Here is a 17,269-nt window from a genome sequence, read left to right as displayed (position 1 = left end):
GGGATCAACGTAGCTGGTGGGGCCGGGCGGGAACAGTCCGTCAGCTCGGGCAGCTGACGGTATAGGTCCAGACGGTTCCCGACGGACCGGTGACGCGGACCAGCACAGCGGTTGCGGTTCCCGCAGGTACCGAGACCACCACGGATCCGACGCCGGTGCTGCCACCCACGTACCCGGTGTTGTGGATGGGGGCACCCTGGTAGAACACCTCGATCTGGTCGGGAACATCGACGGTGTCGTAACTGAGAACGAACGACGTCGGTCCGGTTCGACCCAGGTCGTGCAGGGTCTCCGTCACGCCCTCTTCACCCGACAGCGTGGAGGCATTGCACTGTTGAGTAGCGATGCCTCCGTTCGCGGATCCGGTGTCGATGCCGAGAATGCCTCCGGCGATTGCGCTCCCGCTGCCGAGAATGCGGGCACCGTTGTCGATGATGTTGCCGCCGTCGAGAATCGCGCTCCCGCTGTCGATGATGGCGCTGCCACTGTCGATGATCGGTCCGATCTCGGGCTGGGCCATGGCTGTCGCGGGCACGGCCAGTGCACATGCCGCGGTTGCCACGGCAACTGCCACCGAACGACGAATCAGGTTCTTGCGAATTCCACTCTTGCTCGACACAATTCCTCCACCGAAAGTCACCGACGGGCTGTCCGTCTCAGCGATGGTGACACAGCGATCGTGCGTCGAGTATCCCTTGTTCGGATGATCCTTCAGCGTCAAATACCCTGTGCCCCAGAAGTTTGTGTCGTTCACTCGACTGATGTGCGGCCCTGACCCCGACTGCACGTACATCTCGAGATGTACGACGAGATACTCACGCAGACCGATGTGGCGAGGCATGTTGATTCGTAACGTTGTTCAGGTCAACGACACAGCGATATCGGAGGAACCATCATGCACGCCGCAACACTTCTGTCTCAGCAACCGTCCACCACCGAGCAGGTGCTGGGCTGGGGTGTGGGAACCATCGTTCTGGTGGCGGTGCTCGGCGCGGTCGTACTGTTCGTTGCGGCGCTGGTCAGCATCATCCGCTCGCCCAACTACACAGTCGCCGGCCGGGCAGTGTGGATCTTCGTCGTACTCGCGTTCCCGTTCCTCGGTCCGCTGGTCTGGTTCGTGTGGGGTCGGAAGTCGACGTTCGCCGTCGATGCCTCCAACGGCCTCAGATGATCGACCCGATCGTGCGCGCCGCGTCGGCGAACTCACCGGGGTTGGGGCCGGCGTAGTTGAGGCGAAGGTACTTTCCGGTGGGCTCGGCGGGAAAGTAGTCGTCTCCGGCCCCGACGATCACACCCGCCGACTTACACTCCTGCACAATACGTTCCAGATCGGAGTCGTCGCGCAGGCGCATCCAGAGATTGAGCCCACCACGCGGCACTGCGTCGAGATGGCCACGCGGAGCGAATTCGATGAGGCTGTTCGCCAACAAGTCTCGACGCGAGGCCAACTGCGCGCGCAACCGCCGCAGGTGGGTACGCCAGGCCGGCTGCGTCACCACATCGAGTGCGACGGCTTGCAGAATCCCGCTGACGTACATCGATTCGGCTCCCGTATCGGCGAGGATGCGTTCGTGGGCCGGTCCGCGAGCGATCAAGCCCGCCAAGCGAACCGACGGTGACACCGTCTTGGTGAGGGAGCGAAGGTAGACGACATGCCCGGCGTCGTCTCGTGCGGCCAGCGGATTCGGCTCCGAGGTGATGCCGAAATCATGGGCCGAGTCGTCCTCGATCAGGAACGCGCCGTGGCGTCGAACAGTGTCGAGAACCTGCTCGGACAATGAGGGCGACCACTGTGCTCCGGTGGGGCTGGCGAATGTCGGTTGGGCATAGAACGCCCGAGCACCGGTGTGCGCGAATGCCCGAGCGAGCGCGTCGGGGTCCGGACCGTCGACGCCGCTGGGTATCGGTACGACGCGGACGCCGGCCTGCGTAGCGGCAAGGATCGCACCCCAATACGTCGGCGACTCCATGAGCAACGGCCTGCCGGCACCGACCAGCGCTCGAAAGGCAGTGCTGAGTCCGGTCTGGCTGCCGGGGATGATGACCACGTCACTGGCCGACGGTGGCGTGATACCCAACGGGGTCGACGCCCCCAACTCGGCGGCGAACCAGGCCCGCAGTTCCGGCAGACCGGCGGTGGGTGGTCGGGCGATCACCGAGTCGGTGCGGGAGGCGCGGGTGAAGGCAGCGTGAACGAGCCGCTCCGGCAACAACTCCCGGGCCGGATAGCCCGAATGCAATGCGATCACATCACTGGATGTCGACTGCAGAGCCGCAGGCAATTGCAGACGGTTGTCCGGTGCCCCCAGCGCTGCGGTCTGCCATCCATAGTCGTTGGGGCGGGCCGTGCGCACCGTTCTGACGAATGTGCCGACGCCAGGACGGCTTTCGATGACGCCCTGCGAGATGAGGGTGCGCAGGGCTTTCTGCACCGTGACCGGGCTCGCCGAATGCTCGGCCACCAGGGCGCGGGTGGACGGCAGCCGGGCTTCCGGAGGCGCAGTCGCAATCCAACTTCTCAGTGCAGACACGATCCGGGAGCTGCTATCGTCGGACATGACACAGCATAGTAGCGCTACTCGAACTGGAACGGGTCTGCTATCCCGCGCCGGTCTGCTCTGGGGCCTCGCCGGCGTCACGGCGTTCTCGTTCACGGTGCCGCTGACCCGCGTCGCCGTCACCGGGGGCCTGTCCCCGCTCTTCGTCGGCTCCGGACGCGCTGTGGTCGCGGCGGCATTGGCTGCGGTTGCGCTGGCCGCGACGGCGCAACGGCTTCCCCGAGGGCGGCAATGGATTCGACTGGCGGTGATCGCAGCCGGTGTCGTCATCGGTTTTCCGGTGCTCACCTCGTACGCCCTCACCACCGCATCGGCGGGACACAGCGCCGTCGTCATCGCATTGCTCCCGGCGGCCACCGCCGTCGTCGCTGTCGTCCGCGAACGGCAACCGGTCCGGCCGATGTTCTGGTTGGTTGCAGGCGTGGGGGCTGCCGTCGCAATCGGATTCGCTGCCCTGCAAGGCGGACAGGTGACGGGATTGCAGTGGTCGGATCTGTTGCTGCTCGGAGCCGTGGTCGCCGCAGCGGTGGGATACGCCGAGGGTGGGCTGTTGGCGCGAGAACTCGGTGCGTGGCAGACGGTGTCCTGGGCCCTGGTGGTGTCCGTGCCGGTCACCGGTGCGATGGCCGCGCTCGCGTGGTGGCAGCAACCGTCGACAGCAGGGGCATCCGAGTGGGCTGCCTTCGGCTACCTGGCGGTGGTGAGCATGTATCTCGGGTTCTTCGCCTGGTATCGGGGACTGGCGATCGGCCCGATGGCCGGCGTCAGCCAGGTCCAGTTGATCCAACCTGTGCTGACCATCTGCTGGGCCGCGATCATCCTGCGCGAGGGCTTGACGTGGCCGGTGCTCGTGGGTGGAGCGGCGGTCATCGTGTGTGCAACAGTGGCGGTCCGGACCCGGATGTCGCCGACCGTTCGGCAGGAGGAGTTTTCGAGATGACGAAATCGATCGATCAGGCGCGCAAGCTCGAGAACGTGCGCTACGACATTCGTGGCCGCATTCTGGACAAAACCGAAGAACTCGAGGAGCAGGGTCACGCAATCCTGCGACTCAACGTCGGCAACCCCGCCCCGTTCGGTTTCGAGGCACCGGACGAGATCATGATGGCCATGATCCGCAACCTTCCTACGGCACAGGGGTATTCGGATTCCCGAGGCCTGTTCTCCGCCCGCACCGCGGTGGTCCAGTACTACCAGACCAAAGGTTTGACGGATCTCGATGTCGGCGACGTCTATCTCGGCAACGGGGTATCGGAATTGATCACGATGACGATGCAGGCTCTGTGCAACCCGGAGGACGAGATCCTCATTCCCTCCCCCGACTATCCGTTGTGGACGGGTTCGGTGGCCCTCGCCGGAGGCGTACCCGTCCATTATCTGGCCGACGAAAGCCAGGACTGGGCCCCGGACTTCGAGGACCTCGAAGCCAAGATCACGCCCCGCACCCGTGCAATCGTGGTGATCAACCCCAACAACCCGACCGGCGCGGTGTACCCACGCGACGCACTGCAGCGATTCGTCGACCTGGCACGCAAGCACGATCTGATTCTGCTCGCCGACGAGATCTACGAGAAGATCGTCTACGACGGTGCGGAGATGACCAATCTCGCGACTCTGACGGGCAAAGATGTTCTGTGCCTGACGTACTCGGGCCTGTCGAAGGCATACCGGGTCTGTGGATTTCGGGCCGGATGGTTGGCGATCACCGGCCCTCGTCGACGTGCGGCAAGTTTCATCGAGGGCATCACGCTGCTGTCCAACATGCGCATGTGCGCGAATGTACCGGCGCAACATGCAATACAGACCGCGCTCGGCGGGAGACAGTCGATCGAGGATCTGCTGCTCCCGGCGGGCAGGCTGACCGCGCAGCGCGACCTGGCGCATCGCATGCTCAACTCGATCGACGGAATCAGCTGCGTGCAGGCGGCGGGTGCGCTCTACATGTTCCCGAAACTCGACACCGAACGTTTCGGGATCGTCGACGACGAGAAGTTCGTCCTCGACCTCCTCGAATCCGAGAAGATCCTCGTCAGCCACGGCCGTGCGTTCAATTGGGATGTGCCCGATCACTTCCGGCTCGTGACCTTGCCCAACGTGGATGATCTCGGAACGGCGCTCGAGCGTCTGGGTAATTTCATGAGCTCGTACAGGCAGTAACGATCAGCTCTGATCCGGCTCGAACAGTTCCTCGATCGAGCAGTCGAAGGCGGCGGTGAGAGGTAGGCGGATCATCAGCAGCACTGTGCGTACAGGAAACTGCACACCGGCCCTCACACTCAGGTGAGTGGGACGGTGAGAAAACTGTCACCGACGTGCAGCATCGATGTAGTAGATCGAAACGTGCCAGGTGGTGAGGTGGTATCACTCAGGAAAGGACCACCGTCATGCCGGATCTCTTCAGCCCGTTCACCCTCAAAGGGGTGACGCTTCGAAATCGAATCGCCATGTCGCCGATGACGATGTATCGCGCCGTCGACGGAAAGATGAACGACTTTCATCTCATGTATCTCGGTGCGCGCGCAGCCGGCGGTTTCGGGATGGTGTTCCCGGAACAGGTGGCGATCACGCCCGACGGACGCACCACTCCCGGGTGCGCCGGAATCTACGACGACGATCAGATCGAGGGTCACGCTCGCGTGGCGTCGATGATCAAGCAGATGGGTTCGGTGCCGGCGATTCAGTTGGGTCACACCGGACGCAAGGGCAGCGAAGTGCCGCCGTGGCAGGGCGGACACCAGCTTCCGGCAGACCATCCCGACGGTTGGGAATGTGTTGCGCCGTCGGCGATTCCCTACGGCGGCGACCACTCGTTTCCCGTCCACGAACTCACCGTGCCCGAGATCAAGGCCATCCACCAGAGCTACGCCGACGCAGCCGTCCGAGCTGCGGAGGCGGGGTACGAATGGCTCGAAATGCACTACGCGCACGGCTACCTCGGGGCCAGCTTCTTCTCCCCACTGGCGAACCAGCGCACCGACCAGTACGGCGGAAGCTTGGAGAACCGGGCACGGTTCCACCTCGAGGCACTCGACGCGGTGCGCGAGGTGTGGCCCGAGAAGTTCCCGCTCACCATGCGATTGGGCTCGGACGACCACCACCCGGACGGGGTTCAGTTCGACGAATCCATGATCGCCATCGGATGGATGAAGGAACACGGCCTGGACATGGCCGACGTCAGCCTGGGCTTCAATACCGACGACATGGTGGACCCGCCGTTCGGCGACATGGGGTTCATGGTCGAGCGGGCCGCACGGGTCAAGCGTGAGCTGGATATCCCGGTGACCTGCAGCTGGAATCTGGGAGTTCCGGAAAATGCGGACACCGTGATCCGCGACGGCAAAATCGACGTGGTGTTGCTCGGTCGTCCGGCGTTGGCCAACCCGCACTGGCCGGTGTGGGCTGCACGCGAGCTCGGCCATGGTGACCCGTTCTCGCTGGTGCCCGAGGACTGGAGCTGGTGGCTGAAGAATTTCCGAGGACACGACCCGAGCATCGGATTGCCGCCGGCGAAGGTCGTCGAGGTCGAACAGGAGCGCAAGATCGCGTAGTAACCAGGAGGGGGCCGGACGGCGATCACAGACCACCTGCGGACGGTAGGGTTCCAAGGGCTCGCATCATGAGGAGCCCAGCGGTGTTCTCGTATCGAAGCGGAGGTTTGTGATGGCCGGCGGACTCGTAGCCCTGCTCGACGACGTGGCAGCGCTGGCTCGTCTGGCCGCGGCATCCATCGACGATGTCGGTGCAGCGACCGGTAAGGCGACGGCCAAGGCAGCAGGCGTCGTGATCGACGACGCAGCGGTGACGCCGCAGTACGTTCGTGGTCTCGCAGCCGAGCGTGAACTGCCCATCATCAAACGCATCGCCGTGGGCTCGTTGCGGAACAAGCTGCTGATCATCCTGCCGATCGCGCTGCTGCTCAGTCAGTTCGTGCCGTGGCTGCTCACGCCGATTCTCATGCTCGGCGGGTGCTACCTCAGCTACGAGGCCGCGCACAAGATCTGGGGCGCACTGTTCGGTCACGGCGACCATCACGCCGCCGCCGAGGACGAGCCGCGCGACGAGGACACCGTGGTCTCCGGAGCGGTACGCACCGATCTGATTCTGTCCGCCGAGATCATGGTTATCGCGCTGGACACCATTGCTGCAGAGGGCTTCTGGAGTCGACTGATCATCCTCGCGGTCGTCGCCGTGGTCATCACGATCGTCGTGTATGGAGTCGTCGCGCTGATCGTCAAGATGGACGACATCGGTCTGAAACTGGCCGACGGCTCCACCGGGTTCGTCGAGAAGTTCGGCCGAGGCCTGGTCAAGGGCATGCCCAAGGTCATGTCGGTGCTGTCGGTCGTCGGTACCGCAGCGATGCTCTGGGTCGGTGGACACATCCTGCTCGTCGGCATCGACGAGCTCGGATTCCACCCCATCTACGAACTCGTGCACCACGGCGAAGACGCAGTCCGCGGAGTGGCCGGCATCGGCGGAGTGCTGGCGTGGATCGTCAACACCCTCGCGTCGGCGGTCATCGGCGCGATCGTGGGCGGCATCATCGTCGCTGCGCAGCTGGGGATCTCGAAGGCGCTCGCCAAGCGGGCTGCCGCAAAGTAGTGGCTCTCGCTGCCACATTCGCCGTCGTTCATCCAGCCTCGGAGCCGGCTTCCGAGATCCTGTTTCGCTATTACGTCGATGTGGTCGGGCGCTTCCACGGTCGAGAAGCGTCGGACGACGAAGTGCTTCGAGCCTTGATCGACGAACCGAGCGACGACCTCACTGGAGATTCGGGCCTGTTGGTCGTCGCGTATCTGGGGTCGGAGCTGGTCGGTTGTGGAGGCATCCGTTTCGTGTCCGACGACACCGCAGAGCTGACGCGGTTGTTCGTCGATACCTCGGCACGGGGCAGCGGTGTCGGAGCGTCGATAGTCGAGTTTCTCGAAGGATTCGTCCAGCAGTCGCACCGTACGAGTATTCGTTTGGACACCAGGGCAGATCTGGTGGAAGCGCGGCGGCTGTACGCAAAGCTCGGCTACCAGGAGGTGCGCGCGTTCAACAATGAACCCTTTGCCGAGGTGTGGTTCGAAAAATCTCTCCGCTGAATCAGCCTCGCGCCAGCTCGAGAACTCGTCGCTCCGATGCAGAAACGTCGGCGAGCGATGCTGTCAACTCGTCCCATGCCTTCTGAACGCGGAGTTCATCGCGCCGCAGGCGTTTCTGCGCAGCAGCGAGTCTGCGGCGCTCGGACCGAAGTAGTCGCTGCGCGCGATCGTGCTTGATGATGAAGAGGTATGTGTGCGGATCGAACGGATACATGCCAACTCCTATGGTGTCGTGGGGAATCCGTGCATCAGAACCATGACGTGTTCGCGCTCCCCCGAGGTCGCGGTTTCCCCGTGTCGACGCCACCTGTCCACGACGGCACGTAATTCCACGTCCATCTCGGCGGTTTCGCTCGCTGTCAGTCGCAGGACGTTGTCGGTGCTGAAGGCAGCCGAGACCCACTCCGGCCCCCAGGATTCAGATGTCCGATCGAAATCGCGTAGCCGAGACCACTGGTGCGCCAACCAGGAGTCCTTGGACGCCTTGGCAACCGACAACGACTCCGGCGAATCGGAGAAGTCGTTCTCGGACCAGCTGAACCCTTCCTCGTTGGCCTCCGACCACCAGCGCTGACGCTTGTCCGATCCGTTCTCGACCTCTTTCACGAACCCGTGTTCGGCAAGTTTGCGCAGGTGATAGCTCACCGACGCGGGCGACTCGTCCACCAGATCGCCGAGCTGAGTCGCTGTCATCGACTTGTTGGCCCGCAATGCGTAGAGCAAGCGCAGCCGAATCGGGTGCGTCAGCGCCTTGAGCTCGGACATGTCCGTCAGCTTGCGTGGTGTCCGGGGCGGTGGGGGTGGGCTCATGCACCAACCATAACCCGAAAGAAAAGTTTCGCAATAGTTCTTTCGGAATTACGCCGTGGACCGCTCCTGCAGGAACACGATCAGAAGAGCTCCGAGTCCAACCACGACTGGTGAAGGCGTGCAGGATCGGACCGGGCGGCTTCGCAGCTCGTCGAGGTGCGTTGGCTGCCTCGATCAGGCGGTCGATCAGGCGGTTCGACATGGGGCGACGGTACTAGCCGCTGTGCACGGTCACGGCGTATCCGTCGGGGTCTTGCAGGACGAAGGTCTTCCCGAACGGTCCGTCGAAGGGTGCCGTGAGGATGGTGACGTCAGCGGCGACCAGTGTCTCGTGCAGCGCCTCGGCGTCGTCGCATTCGAGCCACAGCGCAACCCCGAGTCCCGGCTGTCCGCTGTCGAGATCGGTTTCGGCAGCGGGGTTTCGGACCGCGAACGGTATCGGCGAGGTCGTGAACACCACCGCGCCCGGGGGTGCCTGCGGTGCGCGGGCCAGGCCGAGTCGGCTCTCGTAGAAGTCTGCACTGACGGCGAGGTCGCGTACTTGCAAGGAGAGGAAGCTCGGTCCGGAGACGGTAGGGGTGGTCATGTTGGTTCCTTTCGGTGGTTCGTCAAGTTCTTGACGAGTTCAACGTATGTCAAGATATTGACATGAGTCAAGTAAACGTCGACACCTCGATCGGTTACGCCCTCAAGCGAGCCACCTCCGCCCTGCGTTCGGCAATGGACGATTGTCTACGCGATCTCGATATCACCGTCTCGCAGTACTCCAGCCTCGAACTCCTCGCGCACAAGCCGGGATTGTCCAATGCAGAGCTCGCTCGCGCGGTGTTCGTCAGCCGGCAAGCAACCCATCAGCTGTTGGCCGGGCTCACGCGCGACGGCCTGGTGGAGATCGAGGGCGGCGGTCGAGACCAGCGTTTGTACGTGACGAAGCGGGGAATCGAACGACTGCGGCAAGCATCTGCCGCAGTTGCCGACGTGGAACGCACCATGATCACCTCACTGTCCGCGCAGGAGCGAGAAGTGTTGCATCGCAATCTTGTTGCCTGCGCTGAGGCGTTGGACGGGAACCGAACCTCGTGATGTCACTCGATCGAGTCGAGGAACCCCAGCATCGCCGTGTTGAACTCGTTCGGTCGGTCCATGTTCGCGGCGTGACCGCAGTTTCTCGAGACCACCGACCGACCGAGCGAATTGAGTTTCGCGGACTCGGAAGCATGTGCAGCAGGCCAGAACTGGCTGTCGCGTCCGGCCATCATGAGGTACGGCTTGTCGATGCCCGCGATGGTCGAGCGCCAATCCTGCGCAGCATGATCGGCGAGCAGAGCCTTCATCGGTGGGGTGTCGGGTGACGCCATCTTCGGCATTGCCTTCAGTGCGAGTATCAGCTTCAACAGCGACGGTATCGATTTCCACTGGGGTCGGCCGTGGCCGGTATCTGGTATTCCGTTGTCGAAGAACGTGGTTCGGTTGTCCTCGGTGAGGCCGTAGAAACCGTTGGGCCAATCGTCGCTGTTCACCATCTTCGGTGTCTGATCGACCGACACGATCGCTCGCACGTGCTCGGTGGCGAACTGCGAGACGTACGACCAGACAGTGCTCGCTCCCATCGACCCGCCGATCAGGACGACGTCCGTGACTCCCACGGCCGCGAGGAAATTGGCCACATCGCGCCCGTGCCGCTCCATGGACGCGCCGTGTGTCGGTGCCTCCGAGGCACCGTGCCCTCGTCGATCGAGCGCCAACACCCGATATCCGTTCGCCACCAACGCCTTCTGCTGTAGCACCCAGGTGGTCGCGGGCGCGCAGAATCCGGCGATCAGAACAACGGCCGGGCCGGTGCCCTCGTCGAGATAGTTCAGGGTGACGGCATCGTCGGTGATGACGGTCGGCATGGTCGAAACTCCCTCAGGCGAATGTGGCGTGCATTTCCCAGATCATGATTTCGCTCGCGGTCGATGCTGTCACACGGTGCCCGCCGGTCGAGGTCAGTCGCACCGCGTCGCCCTGGGCCAGGTTGCCGATGTCCTCGAACACTGCCGAACCGTCGGCGACGAAGACGTGACCGAACGGTGCGTCGGGAACGGTGATCGACTGTCCGGTCTCGAGTCGCGCAACGTGAAGTGCCGCAAAGCGATTGCCGATGTTCACTCCACTTCTTCCTGGGATTCCCGATGCCACGCAGACGAGCTCGCCGTTCGCCAACTCGTCTCGGACGTCGCGCTCGTCGTACGACGGCACCCTCCCGTCGGTATCGGGTGGGATCCACATCTGCACGACGCGTAGCTTGTCGCGGCCGGTCAGGCTGGATGCGTTGCGTTCGGTGTGGCGAATGCCGGTGCCCGCACTCATTCGCTGAATCAGCCCGGGGCGGATCAGCCCGGAATGACCCTCGGAATCCGTGTGTTCGAGCGTTCCCTCGAGTACCCAGGTGAGAATCTCCATGTTCTCGTGCTGATGGGAGTCGAACCCCTCGCCCGGGGACACCATGTCCTCGTTGTGCACCATCAACAGTCCATGCGCATTGGCCGTCAGATCATAGTTTCCGGTGGCGGGGAAAGACTGCCTGGAATCGAGCCATTCGTTCCACCAGTGATGCCGTTGTTCGCTGGGAATGTGGGTGAGGGTCACGACGCGTTGTCCCGCATTGCCGAGAATGTACGTGTGACGGCCGCGAGATCGTTGGGGTCGATCAGATCGAACATGTTCTTCCGTACCGCTTCGACGTGCCCGGGGCTGGCGGCGGCGAGGGTGTTCATGCCGGCCTCTGTGAGTTCGGCAGACATTCCTCGCTTGTCGTCGTCGCACTTGACGCGCCGGACCCAGCCGCAGTCGACCAGTCGACTGATGGCCCTTGTCACGCCGCTGCGAGTGGTGGTGACGGCGTCGGCGAGTTCGCTCATGCGGCGTCGGCGATCGGGCGCTTCGGAAAGCACGACCAGCAACTCGAAGTCGGTGAACGAGATCCCGGAGTCGCGCGTGAGCTGATTGTCGAGATCGCGAAGCAACAGCCGCGTTGCGTCGAGGTATGCGCGCCAGGCCCGCTGTTCGTCCTTGCTCAGCCACCGTGGTGAATCCATGCGCCCATAGTAGTTGACAACGCAACTAGCAGGTGTACTGTTCTCAGTAGTTGACGAAGCAACTACTTGACCCTGGAGGGTGGAGCGATGACCAACGAACTGACTGCCGAAGAGACACGCCGCGCGCAGGAACACGAAGAGCAGCGGGAACGCATTCGTCGGCAGCACCTGAAGCCTGCCGGTGAGCGGCCTGCTTCCTCGGCTCGCGGCCTCCATCACACCGCATTGGTCAGCAGCGACGTCGAAGCAACGGTCCGCTTCTACCAGGATCTGCTCGAGTTTCCGCTCACCGAGCTCATCGAGAACCGTGACTATCCCGGGTCTTCGCACTTCTTCTTCGATATCGGCAACAGCAACCTGTTGGCGTTCTTCGATTTTCCCGGCCTCGATGTCGGACCCTACGCAGAGGTGCTCGGCGGTCTCCATCACGTGGCGATCAGTGTCGAGCCCACCAGGTGGGAACACCTGCGTTCCAAGCTGATCGACGCCGGAGTCGAACTGATCGAGCACAGCGAGGTCTCCCTGTACTTCCGCGACCCCGACGGTGCCCGCCTGGAACTGATCGCCGATCCACTCGGTGAGATGTACGGCTCGCACGTTCTCTGACCCCCACACTTCGAGATCCGAGGCAATGACATGACCTCTGCAGCAACCACACTCGACGTCCGTCGAGCCGAAGACCGATTCAAGACCAGGATCGGCTGGCTCGACTCCAAGCACTCCTTCTCCTTCGGCAACCACTTCGACCGTGGCAACACCCACCACGGTGTCCTGATGGTCAACAACGACGACATCGTCACTCCCGGTCAGGGATTCGACACCCATCCGCACCGCGACATGGAAATCGTCACCTGGGTCCTGCAGGGTTCGCTGGTGCACCAGGATTCGATGGGCCATACCGGCGTCATCTACCCCGGTCTCGCGCAGCGGATGAGCGCAGGTACGGGAATCCTGCACTCCGAGAAGAACGATTCGTGGCGACTCGGTGAGACCGCCGGCTCGTACTCGGGCAAGCACGGCGATCCCGTTCGCTTCGTGCAGATGTGGGTGGTCCCGGACGAGCAGGGCATCACCCCGGGCTACGAGCAGCTCGAAATCGACGGCGAATTGCTCAGTGGCGGACTGGTTCCCGTGGCGTCAGGCATGGCTCATCACGCCGACCACGCGGCGATCCGCATCAAGAACAAGTACGCCGCCATGCACGCTGCCCGTCTGCAGCCAGGGCAAGCCCCGGTCGATGTGCCCGACGCGCCGTTCGTGCACATCTTCGTCGCCGAGGGTGAAGCGATGCTCGAGGGAGTCGGCGTACTCGCCGAGGGCGACGCGGTACGGATCTCCGGAGGCGGCGGGCAGAAGCTGAGCACCGCAACCGGAGCCGAAGTGATCGTGTGGGAGATGCACGCCGCGATCGCCGGGTGAGGTCTGCTATCTCTTCAGACCGAACATCTTCGCGATCGTCTTCTCCATGAACGTCGCAGGCAGCAGCCGCCGCGCAAGAAATACGACAGGTGCGTTGCTGCCCCTGGCGTACAACGGTTTCGGCCTGTCCGCCTCGATGGCCTTCAGCACCACCTCGGCGACATCCTCGGCGGAGATGCCGGTTCCTTCTTTGCGGTCCAGGGATGAGATCGCGGTGTGGAAGTCGTCTCGGTGGACCGAATCCGGTGCGATGTACTTGGTTCGCCGCTCGCTGATTCCGGTGTTGATCGATCCCGGCTCGACGGTGGTCATCCACACGCCGTAGGGCGACAGTTCCAGGCGTGCCGCGTCGGAGAAGCCCTTGATGGCGGCCTTCGTCGAGGCGTAGGACGAGCGGTAGGCGAGCGGGAAGCTGGCCAGCATCGAGCCGACCATGACGATGCGGCCGTACCCGCGCGCACGCATGCCGGGAATGACGCTCTGCGACAGCGTCACTGCGCCGAAGACGTTCAACTGGAACAGTCGCTCGATGGCGTCGGTCGGCAGTTCCTCGAACGGACCGGACTGACTCTCACCGGCGTTGTTGACCAGGACGTCGACGTCACCGAGATCGGCGACGAAGGTGCGGATCGAGTCGGCTTCGGTGAGATCGAGAGCGCGATACTCGACGCCGGTGGCCCGCTGGGCGTCGGTCATCGATGCCGGATTACGGGACGTGCCGATCACTCGATAGCCCCGGGCGACGAGCGCCTGCGCGACCGCGCGTCCGATACCCGACGAAGCTCCGGTGACCACTGCGGTGCGATTCATGTCCGGAATGGTACCGGTGCAGTCGGTTCGTACCGCATGACGAATCAGCCCATACCGGTTAGTCTGTTACCCGTGCAAACGAACTCTGCCGCCCTGCTGATCGAGCACCTGTGTATGGCCTTCGGCCCCAAGGTTGCCGTCGACGACCTCTCGCTGATGGTTCCACCCGGATCGATGTTCGGCCTCGTCGGCCCGAACGGCGCAGGTAAGACGACGTGCCTGTCCATGGCGGTCGGTCTGCTCAGGCCACAGTACGGCCGAAGTCTGGTGTTCGGACGAGATGTCTGGGCCGATCCCATCGCCGCAAAAGAACTGTTGGGCGTGCTTCCCGACGGGCTCGCTCTGCCCTCGCAGTTCACCGGCCACGAGCTGCTGACGTACTTCGGACGACTGCGCGCGATGCCGGAGGACGTGATCGCACAGCGTCGAGACGAGCTGCTGGACGCGCTGGATCTGGCGGATGCCGGGGGAACCGTCATCGCCGACTACTCCGCGGGCATGACCAAGAAGATCGGACTGGCCTCGGCATTGCTGCACGGTCCACGGCTACTGGTGCTGGACGAACCGTTCGAGGCGGTCGACCCCATCTCCTCCACCACCATTCGCAACATTCTGATCCAATTCGTCCGGTCCGGCGGCTCGGTGATTCTGTCGAGCCACGTGATGGCCCTCGTCGAGCAGCTCTGCACCCACGTCGGCGTCATCACCGGCGGCCGCGTCGTGGCCGCGGGAACGGTGGACGAGGTCCGTGCGGGGGGAAGCCTGGACGACGCCTTCGTTCGCCTGGTGGGTACTCGCGAGCAGAACCCCGACGGCCTGTCCTGGATGCGCTCGTGACGTCCCTGGGCCGCACCGTCCTGCAGATGCGAATCACGCTCTACCGCAGGCAGTTCAAGGGCGGGCAAGCAGTGGTGAAAGCCGTGTTCGGGTTGCTGGGACTGGTATTCGCGGTCGTGGCATGTGTGTTGTCTGCGCGCAGTGGAGACTCGCAGGTGTTGGTCGGCGGCACCGCGAGCCTCGGGCTGACCCTGATCGGCCTGAGCTGGGTGCTGTTCCCGGTGCTCTCGGGAATCTCCGACGACAACATCCAGCCCCGCCACTTCCAGATGCTGTCGGTCGAACCTGCACGCCTGGCTCGTGCGTTGTTGGGCACGTCGGCGTTCGGCATGGTGGTGCCGTTGACGGCCATTGCGACTGCGTCGATCCCGATCTATGCCGTGTCCCGTTCCCTCGCAGCACTTCCGGTCGCTCTGGTGGCTTGGCCCGCGACCGTGGTGCTCTTCGTGTCACTGTCCAGAGTGGTCACCGTGGCGATGTCTCAGCTACTGAAGAGTCGACGTAGTCGAGAGTTCGCTCTGCTGGCGTTCGGTGCGGTGTTCGGCGGACTGTACTTCCTGCAGTTCCCCATCACCCAGAACTTCTCGCGGGTGCTATCGGGTGAAGTGACTTGGCCTCTGACTCTGGCACATTCGATTCCGTTCAGCTGGGGAATCACCGGTGTGGATGCTGCGCTGGACGGGAACTGGCTCCTGGCGATCGGCGCAGTGGCGGGACTGTTGCTGCTCGACGGTGTAGTGGTGTGGTCGTGGCAGCGACTTGTGCTGCGGCTCTTCGAGGGACGGGTGTCCGCCTCGTACGGCGCGTCGCGGAAGCAGGTGGAGGCAGGGGGTCGTAACGGCGATACCGGCTGGCGGGCATCGCGGATCGGTGCGGTGGTGATGCGAGAGCTGTCCCTGTGGCGCGGCGATATGCGTCGTCGAAGTCAGCTGCTGTCGGTCCTCATCTTCGCGGTGCTCGGAGGAGTCGGTCCGTTGGTGACCGACTCGATTCCGTTCAGTGCAGCATGGGGCGCGTGGATCGTGATCTTCATGGCGATGGGCGCGGGATCGAATCTGTACGGCCTCGACGGCGGTTCGATGTGGCACCTGGTGATGATTCCGCAAGCTCTGCGCGACGACGTTCGTGGCCGGCAGCTCGCCTGGCTGATCGTGGCTGCACCCTTCGCGATCGTGCCCACGGCGGTCGTCCGCGTATTCGGTGACCTCGGACTCGACCGATTGGCAATCCCCATCTCGGTCACGCTGTCGATGCTCGGGGTCAGCGCCGGCCTCATCGTCATGGTCTCCGTCCGTGCCGCCTATCCGGTTCCCGAACCGACCAAGGCCTTCTCTCTCAACACACGAGGGTCGTTCAACGGAGGTTCGTTCGCCCTGCTCATGCTGGCAATAGTTGTGCTCGCGGTGTCGGTATTGCCCGCTCTGCTACTGGCACTACTCCTCCCCGGTGCCTTCGCGTATCTGTCCGTTCCCGTGGCCGCGGCCGTCGGGTGGCTGGGGATGTGGTGGGGTGCGCGGGTGGCCGTCGACACGTTGGTCCGTGACTCCGACAAGATCCTGCACGAGGTGATCTCACGGTAGAGCGCGAATGGCCCGACACGGGTTGCCGGCCGCGAAGGTGTGCGACGGCACGTCGCGAGTGACGACACTTCCGGCTCCGATCACCGAGTTCTCCCCGATGGTGACTCCTGGACAGACGATGACCCCGCCACCCAACCACACGTTGTTTCCTATGGTGATGGGAAGAGCGCTCTCCCAGCGTGTTCGGCGCGCCTCGTGATCCTCCATCGGGTGCAGCGCCGTCAGCAGTTGCGCCCGTGGGCCGATCGATACGTCGTCACCGATGGTGATCGGCGCGCAGTCCAACAGGATTGCGTCGTAGTTGAGAAACGTATTCGATCCGATGGAAATGTAAGTGCCGTAGTCGCATTGGAATCTGGGCATGATCGACGAGTCCGATCCGATGGATCCGAGCAACTCGCCGAGAATCTCGCGCCGTGCGTCGGTCTGGTCTGCCTCGGTTGCGTTGAATCGGTCTAGTAGTTTGCTGCATGCCACCCGAGACGCCACCAACTCGGGATCACTCTCTCGGTACAACTCGCCGCGCAGCATTCGATCCCGGTTCTCGTTCATGAGGACAGGCTACCGATCGGTCGGCTTCTCGAACAGTGCCACGCTGAACCACGAACTGCCGTCGGCGAACTCGCGGCGGCCGACGTAGCGGAAGCCCTGCCGCAGGTAATAGTTGCGCAGTTCGGTATTGGTCTCGGCACAGTCCAGACGCAGTAGCGATCGCCCTTCCTGCCGGCTTCGCCGCAATGCCCACTCGAGCAACGACGCGCCCAGTCCCATTCCTGACTCGCTTCTGTTGATCACCACCCCGTGCACGTACCCGGCGTGCCCATCCTCTTCGGGCCAGATTGCGGGATCGGCCCAGATCAACCGCAGAGCCCCGACTATCGGGGCACCGGGCTCGCGTCGAGCGACGTAGAACTCTCCCGCGTCGATCTGCGCAGCGATCGTGGCGAGAGGTACCTCGCGTGGCGTCCACTGATCGATCCCCCGGGCGAACAGCCAGTCCTCGGCAGCGTGCCGGAGGCCGAGTATCGTTGCCGCGTCGGCGGCAGATGCGAGTTCTACGGTGAGCACGGTGCCATCGTACGGAGGTG

The 17,269-nt window shown here is 63.6% G+C and carries 22 protein-coding genes; 11 read left to right on the top strand and 11 right to left on the bottom strand.

Going from position 1 to position 17,269, the window contains the following annotated elements; all coding sequences use genetic code 11:
- Positions 1 to 40: 40 nt before the first annotated feature.
- Positions 41 to 841 carry a hypothetical protein gene (locus tag AABD04_RS24455; RefSeq protein WP_341442831.1) on the bottom strand — a complete coding sequence of 267 codons (801 nt, stop codon included), beginning with the start codon at positions 839 to 841 and terminating at the stop codon, positions 41 to 43.
- Positions 842 to 895: 54 nt separating this feature from the next.
- On the opposite strand from AABD04_RS24455, the gene AABD04_RS24450 reads away from it, so the two are divergent.
- Positions 896 to 1,171, top strand: coding sequence for a PLD nuclease N-terminal domain-containing protein (locus AABD04_RS24450; RefSeq protein ID WP_243609410.1), 276 nt, complete (start codon positions 896 to 898; stop codon positions 1,169 to 1,171).
- Here AABD04_RS24450 and AABD04_RS24445 read toward each other — a convergent pair.
- Complete coding sequence (locus AABD04_RS24445) at positions 1,164 to 2,558, bottom strand: aminotransferase-like domain-containing protein (RefSeq protein WP_335741176.1); 1,395 nt, start codon at positions 2,556 to 2,558, stop codon at positions 1,164 to 1,166. The two genes, AABD04_RS24450 and AABD04_RS24445, sit on opposite strands and share 8 nt — an antisense overlap.
- Here AABD04_RS24445 and AABD04_RS24440 point away from each other — a divergent pair.
- The 5 genes from AABD04_RS24440 (at position 2,557) to AABD04_RS24420 (ending at position 7,645) form a co-directional block, all read left to right on the top strand.
- The gene (locus tag AABD04_RS24440) at positions 2,557 to 3,498 is read left to right on the top strand and encodes a DMT family transporter (protein ID WP_243595593.1); all 942 of its coding nucleotides are present in this window, start codon (positions 2,557 to 2,559) and stop codon (positions 3,496 to 3,498) included. The genes AABD04_RS24445 and AABD04_RS24440 overlap by 2 nt on opposite strands.
- The gene (locus AABD04_RS24435) at positions 3,495 to 4,715 is read left to right on the top strand and encodes a pyridoxal phosphate-dependent aminotransferase (RefSeq protein ID WP_341442830.1); all 1,221 of its coding nucleotides are present in this window, start codon (positions 3,495 to 3,497) and stop codon (positions 4,713 to 4,715) included. The genes AABD04_RS24440 and AABD04_RS24435 overlap by 4 nt, the downstream gene beginning before the upstream one ends.
- A gap of 227 nt (positions 4,716 to 4,942) precedes the next feature.
- Positions 4,943 to 6,106: an NADH:flavin oxidoreductase/NADH oxidase gene (locus tag AABD04_RS24430; RefSeq protein WP_243595591.1), complete on the top strand. Its 1,164-nt coding sequence runs from the start codon at positions 4,943 to 4,945 to the stop codon at positions 6,104 to 6,106.
- A gap of 112 nt (positions 6,107 to 6,218) precedes the next feature.
- On the top strand, positions 6,219 to 7,160 hold the full coding sequence (locus AABD04_RS24425; protein WP_341442829.1) for a DUF808 domain-containing protein: 942 nt from the start codon (positions 6,219 to 6,221) through the stop codon (positions 7,158 to 7,160).
- Entirely contained in the window at positions 7,160 to 7,645 is a 486-nt protein-coding gene (locus tag AABD04_RS24420; protein WP_341442828.1) for a GNAT family N-acetyltransferase, read from the top strand. The genes AABD04_RS24425 and AABD04_RS24420 overlap by 1 nt, the downstream gene beginning before the upstream one ends.
- Before the next feature lies 1 nt (position 7,646).
- Here AABD04_RS24420 and AABD04_RS24415 read toward each other — a convergent pair whose 3' ends face one another.
- The 3 genes from AABD04_RS24415 to AABD04_RS24405 all read right to left on the bottom strand — a co-directional run bounded on the left by AABD04_RS24415 (position 7,647) and on the right by AABD04_RS24405 (position 9,041).
- Complete coding sequence (locus AABD04_RS24415) at positions 7,647 to 7,859, bottom strand: hypothetical protein (RefSeq protein WP_341442827.1); 213 nt, start codon at positions 7,857 to 7,859, stop codon at positions 7,647 to 7,649.
- An 8-nt stretch (positions 7,860 to 7,867) separates the two neighbouring features.
- The gene (locus AABD04_RS24410) at positions 7,868 to 8,455 is read right to left on the bottom strand and encodes an ArsR/SmtB family transcription factor (protein ID WP_335741180.1); all 588 of its coding nucleotides are present in this window, start codon (positions 8,453 to 8,455) and stop codon (positions 7,868 to 7,870) included.
- Positions 8,456 to 8,669: 214 nt separating this feature from the next.
- A complete protein-coding gene (locus AABD04_RS24405) occupies positions 8,670 to 9,041 on the bottom strand; it encodes a VOC family protein (RefSeq protein ID WP_341442826.1) in 372 nt (123 codons plus the stop codon).
- Between the two features lie 62 nt (positions 9,042 to 9,103).
- On the opposite strand from AABD04_RS24405, the gene AABD04_RS24400 reads away from it, so the two are divergent.
- Positions 9,104 to 9,538, top strand: coding sequence for a MarR family winged helix-turn-helix transcriptional regulator (locus tag AABD04_RS24400; RefSeq protein WP_341442825.1), 435 nt, complete (start codon positions 9,104 to 9,106; stop codon positions 9,536 to 9,538).
- 2 nt (positions 9,539 to 9,540) lie between these two features.
- Here AABD04_RS24400 and AABD04_RS24395 read toward each other — a convergent pair whose 3' ends face one another.
- The 3 genes from AABD04_RS24395 to AABD04_RS24385 are packed head-to-tail and all read right to left on the bottom strand — an operon-like array spanning position 9,541 to position 11,535.
- A complete protein-coding gene (locus tag AABD04_RS24395) occupies positions 9,541 to 10,350 on the bottom strand; it encodes an alpha/beta fold hydrolase (RefSeq protein WP_341442824.1) in 810 nt (269 codons plus the stop codon).
- Between the two features lie 13 nt (positions 10,351 to 10,363).
- A complete protein-coding gene (locus AABD04_RS24390; protein ID WP_341442823.1) occupies positions 10,364 to 11,086 on the bottom strand; it encodes a pirin family protein in 723 nt (240 codons plus the stop codon).
- Positions 11,083 to 11,535 carry a MarR family winged helix-turn-helix transcriptional regulator gene (locus AABD04_RS24385; RefSeq protein WP_243609400.1) on the bottom strand — a complete coding sequence of 151 codons (453 nt, stop codon included), beginning with the start codon at positions 11,533 to 11,535 and terminating at the stop codon, positions 11,083 to 11,085. The genes AABD04_RS24390 and AABD04_RS24385 overlap by 4 nt, the downstream gene beginning before the upstream one ends.
- 87 nt (positions 11,536 to 11,622) lie before the next feature.
- Here AABD04_RS24385 and AABD04_RS24380 point away from each other — a divergent pair, with 87 nt between their 5' ends.
- Both AABD04_RS24380 and AABD04_RS24375 read left to right on the top strand, forming a co-directional pair.
- Positions 11,623 to 12,141: a VOC family protein gene (locus tag AABD04_RS24380; protein WP_121871542.1), complete on the top strand. Its 519-nt coding sequence runs from the start codon at positions 11,623 to 11,625 to the stop codon at positions 12,139 to 12,141.
- A gap of 30 nt (positions 12,142 to 12,171) precedes the next feature.
- Positions 12,172 to 12,954 carry a pirin family protein gene (locus AABD04_RS24375; protein ID WP_341442822.1) on the top strand — a complete coding sequence of 261 codons (783 nt, stop codon included), beginning with the start codon at positions 12,172 to 12,174 and terminating at the stop codon, positions 12,952 to 12,954.
- A 6-nt stretch (positions 12,955 to 12,960) separates the two neighbouring features.
- Here the strand turns inward: AABD04_RS24375 and AABD04_RS24370 are convergent, their stop codons facing one another.
- On the bottom strand, positions 12,961 to 13,764 hold the full coding sequence (locus AABD04_RS24370; protein WP_341442821.1) for an SDR family oxidoreductase: 804 nt from the start codon (positions 13,762 to 13,764) through the stop codon (positions 12,961 to 12,963).
- Between the two features lie 36 nt (positions 13,765 to 13,800).
- Here AABD04_RS24370 and AABD04_RS24365 point away from each other — a divergent pair, with 36 nt between their 5' ends.
- Both AABD04_RS24365 and AABD04_RS24360 read left to right on the top strand, forming a co-directional pair.
- Positions 13,801 to 14,601 (top strand): ABC transporter ATP-binding protein, encoded by an 801-nt coding sequence (locus tag AABD04_RS24365; protein ID WP_374230298.1) that lies wholly within the window; start codon positions 13,801 to 13,803, stop codon positions 14,599 to 14,601.
- The gene (locus tag AABD04_RS24360; RefSeq protein WP_341442820.1) at positions 14,598 to 16,181 is read left to right on the top strand and encodes an ABC transporter permease; all 1,584 of its coding nucleotides are present in this window, start codon (positions 14,598 to 14,600) and stop codon (positions 16,179 to 16,181) included. Before AABD04_RS24365 ends, AABD04_RS24360 begins: the two co-directional genes overlap by 4 nt.
- On the opposite strand, the gene AABD04_RS24355 is transcribed toward AABD04_RS24360, so the two are convergent.
- Together AABD04_RS24355 and AABD04_RS24350 are read right to left on the bottom strand one after the other, a co-directional pair.
- Positions 16,173 to 16,733 (bottom strand): sugar O-acetyltransferase, encoded by a 561-nt coding sequence (locus AABD04_RS24355; RefSeq protein ID WP_341442819.1) that lies wholly within the window; start codon positions 16,731 to 16,733, stop codon positions 16,173 to 16,175. The genes AABD04_RS24360 and AABD04_RS24355 overlap by 9 nt on opposite strands.
- 9 nt (positions 16,734 to 16,742) lie before the next feature.
- A complete protein-coding gene (locus tag AABD04_RS24350; protein ID WP_341442818.1) occupies positions 16,743 to 17,249 on the bottom strand; it encodes a GNAT family N-acetyltransferase in 507 nt (168 codons plus the stop codon).
- Positions 17,250 to 17,269: the final 20 nt, after the last annotated feature.

It is taken from the genome of Rhodococcoides navarretei (assembly GCF_038069675.1).
In the GTDB taxonomy this organism is placed as follows: domain Bacteria; phylum Actinomycetota; class Actinomycetes; order Mycobacteriales; family Mycobacteriaceae; genus Rhodococcoides; species Rhodococcoides navarretei.
Note: the sequence above shows the minus strand (reverse complement) of the source record. Positions and strands in the feature narration are given on the sequence as shown.

Coding starts and splice junctions, on each gene's coding strand:
- AABD04_RS24455 (WP_341442831.1), bottom strand. CDS start 841: ATGCCTCGCCACATCGGTCTGCGTGAGTATCTCGTCGTACATCTCGAG.
- AABD04_RS24450 (WP_243609410.1), top strand. CDS start 896: ATGCACGCCGCAACACTTCTGTCTCAGCAACCGTCCACCACCGAGCAG.
- AABD04_RS24440 (WP_243595593.1), top strand. CDS start 2,557: ATGACACAGCATAGTAGCGCTACTCGAACTGGAACGGGTCTGCTATCC.
- AABD04_RS24445 (WP_335741176.1), bottom strand. CDS start 2,558: ATGTCCGACGATAGCAGCTCCCGGATCGTGTCTGCACTGAGAAGTTGG.
- AABD04_RS24435 (WP_341442830.1), top strand. CDS start 3,495: ATGACGAAATCGATCGATCAGGCGCGCAAGCTCGAGAACGTGCGCTAC.
- AABD04_RS24430 (WP_243595591.1), top strand. CDS start 4,943: ATGCCGGATCTCTTCAGCCCGTTCACCCTCAAAGGGGTGACGCTTCGA.
- AABD04_RS24425 (WP_341442829.1), top strand. CDS start 6,219: ATGGCCGGCGGACTCGTAGCCCTGCTCGACGACGTGGCAGCGCTGGCT.
- AABD04_RS24415 (WP_341442827.1), bottom strand. CDS start 7,859: ATGTATCCGTTCGATCCGCACACATACCTCTTCATCATCAAGCACGAT.
- AABD04_RS24410 (WP_335741180.1), bottom strand. CDS start 8,455: ATGAGCCCACCCCCACCGCCCCGGACACCACGCAAGCTGACGGACATG.
- AABD04_RS24405 (WP_341442826.1), bottom strand. CDS start 9,041: ATGACCACCCCTACCGTCTCCGGACCGAGCTTCCTCTCCTTGCAAGTA.
- AABD04_RS24400 (WP_341442825.1), top strand. CDS start 9,104: ATGAGTCAAGTAAACGTCGACACCTCGATCGGTTACGCCCTCAAGCGA.
- AABD04_RS24395 (WP_341442824.1), bottom strand. CDS start 10,350: ATGCCGACCGTCATCACCGACGATGCCGTCACCCTGAACTATCTCGAC.
- AABD04_RS24385 (WP_243609400.1), bottom strand. CDS start 11,535: ATGGATTCACCACGGTGGCTGAGCAAGGACGAACAGCGGGCCTGGCGC.
- AABD04_RS24380 (WP_121871542.1), top strand. CDS start 11,623: ATGACCAACGAACTGACTGCCGAAGAGACACGCCGCGCGCAGGAACAC.
- AABD04_RS24375 (WP_341442822.1), top strand. CDS start 12,172: ATGACCTCTGCAGCAACCACACTCGACGTCCGTCGAGCCGAAGACCGA.
- AABD04_RS24370 (WP_341442821.1), bottom strand. CDS start 13,764: ATGAATCGCACCGCAGTGGTCACCGGAGCTTCGTCGGGTATCGGACGC.
- AABD04_RS24365 (WP_374230298.1), top strand. CDS start 13,801: ATGACGAATCAGCCCATACCGGTTAGTCTGTTACCCGTGCAAACGAAC.
- AABD04_RS24355 (WP_341442819.1), bottom strand. CDS start 16,733: ATGAACGAGAACCGGGATCGAATGCTGCGCGGCGAGTTGTACCGAGAG.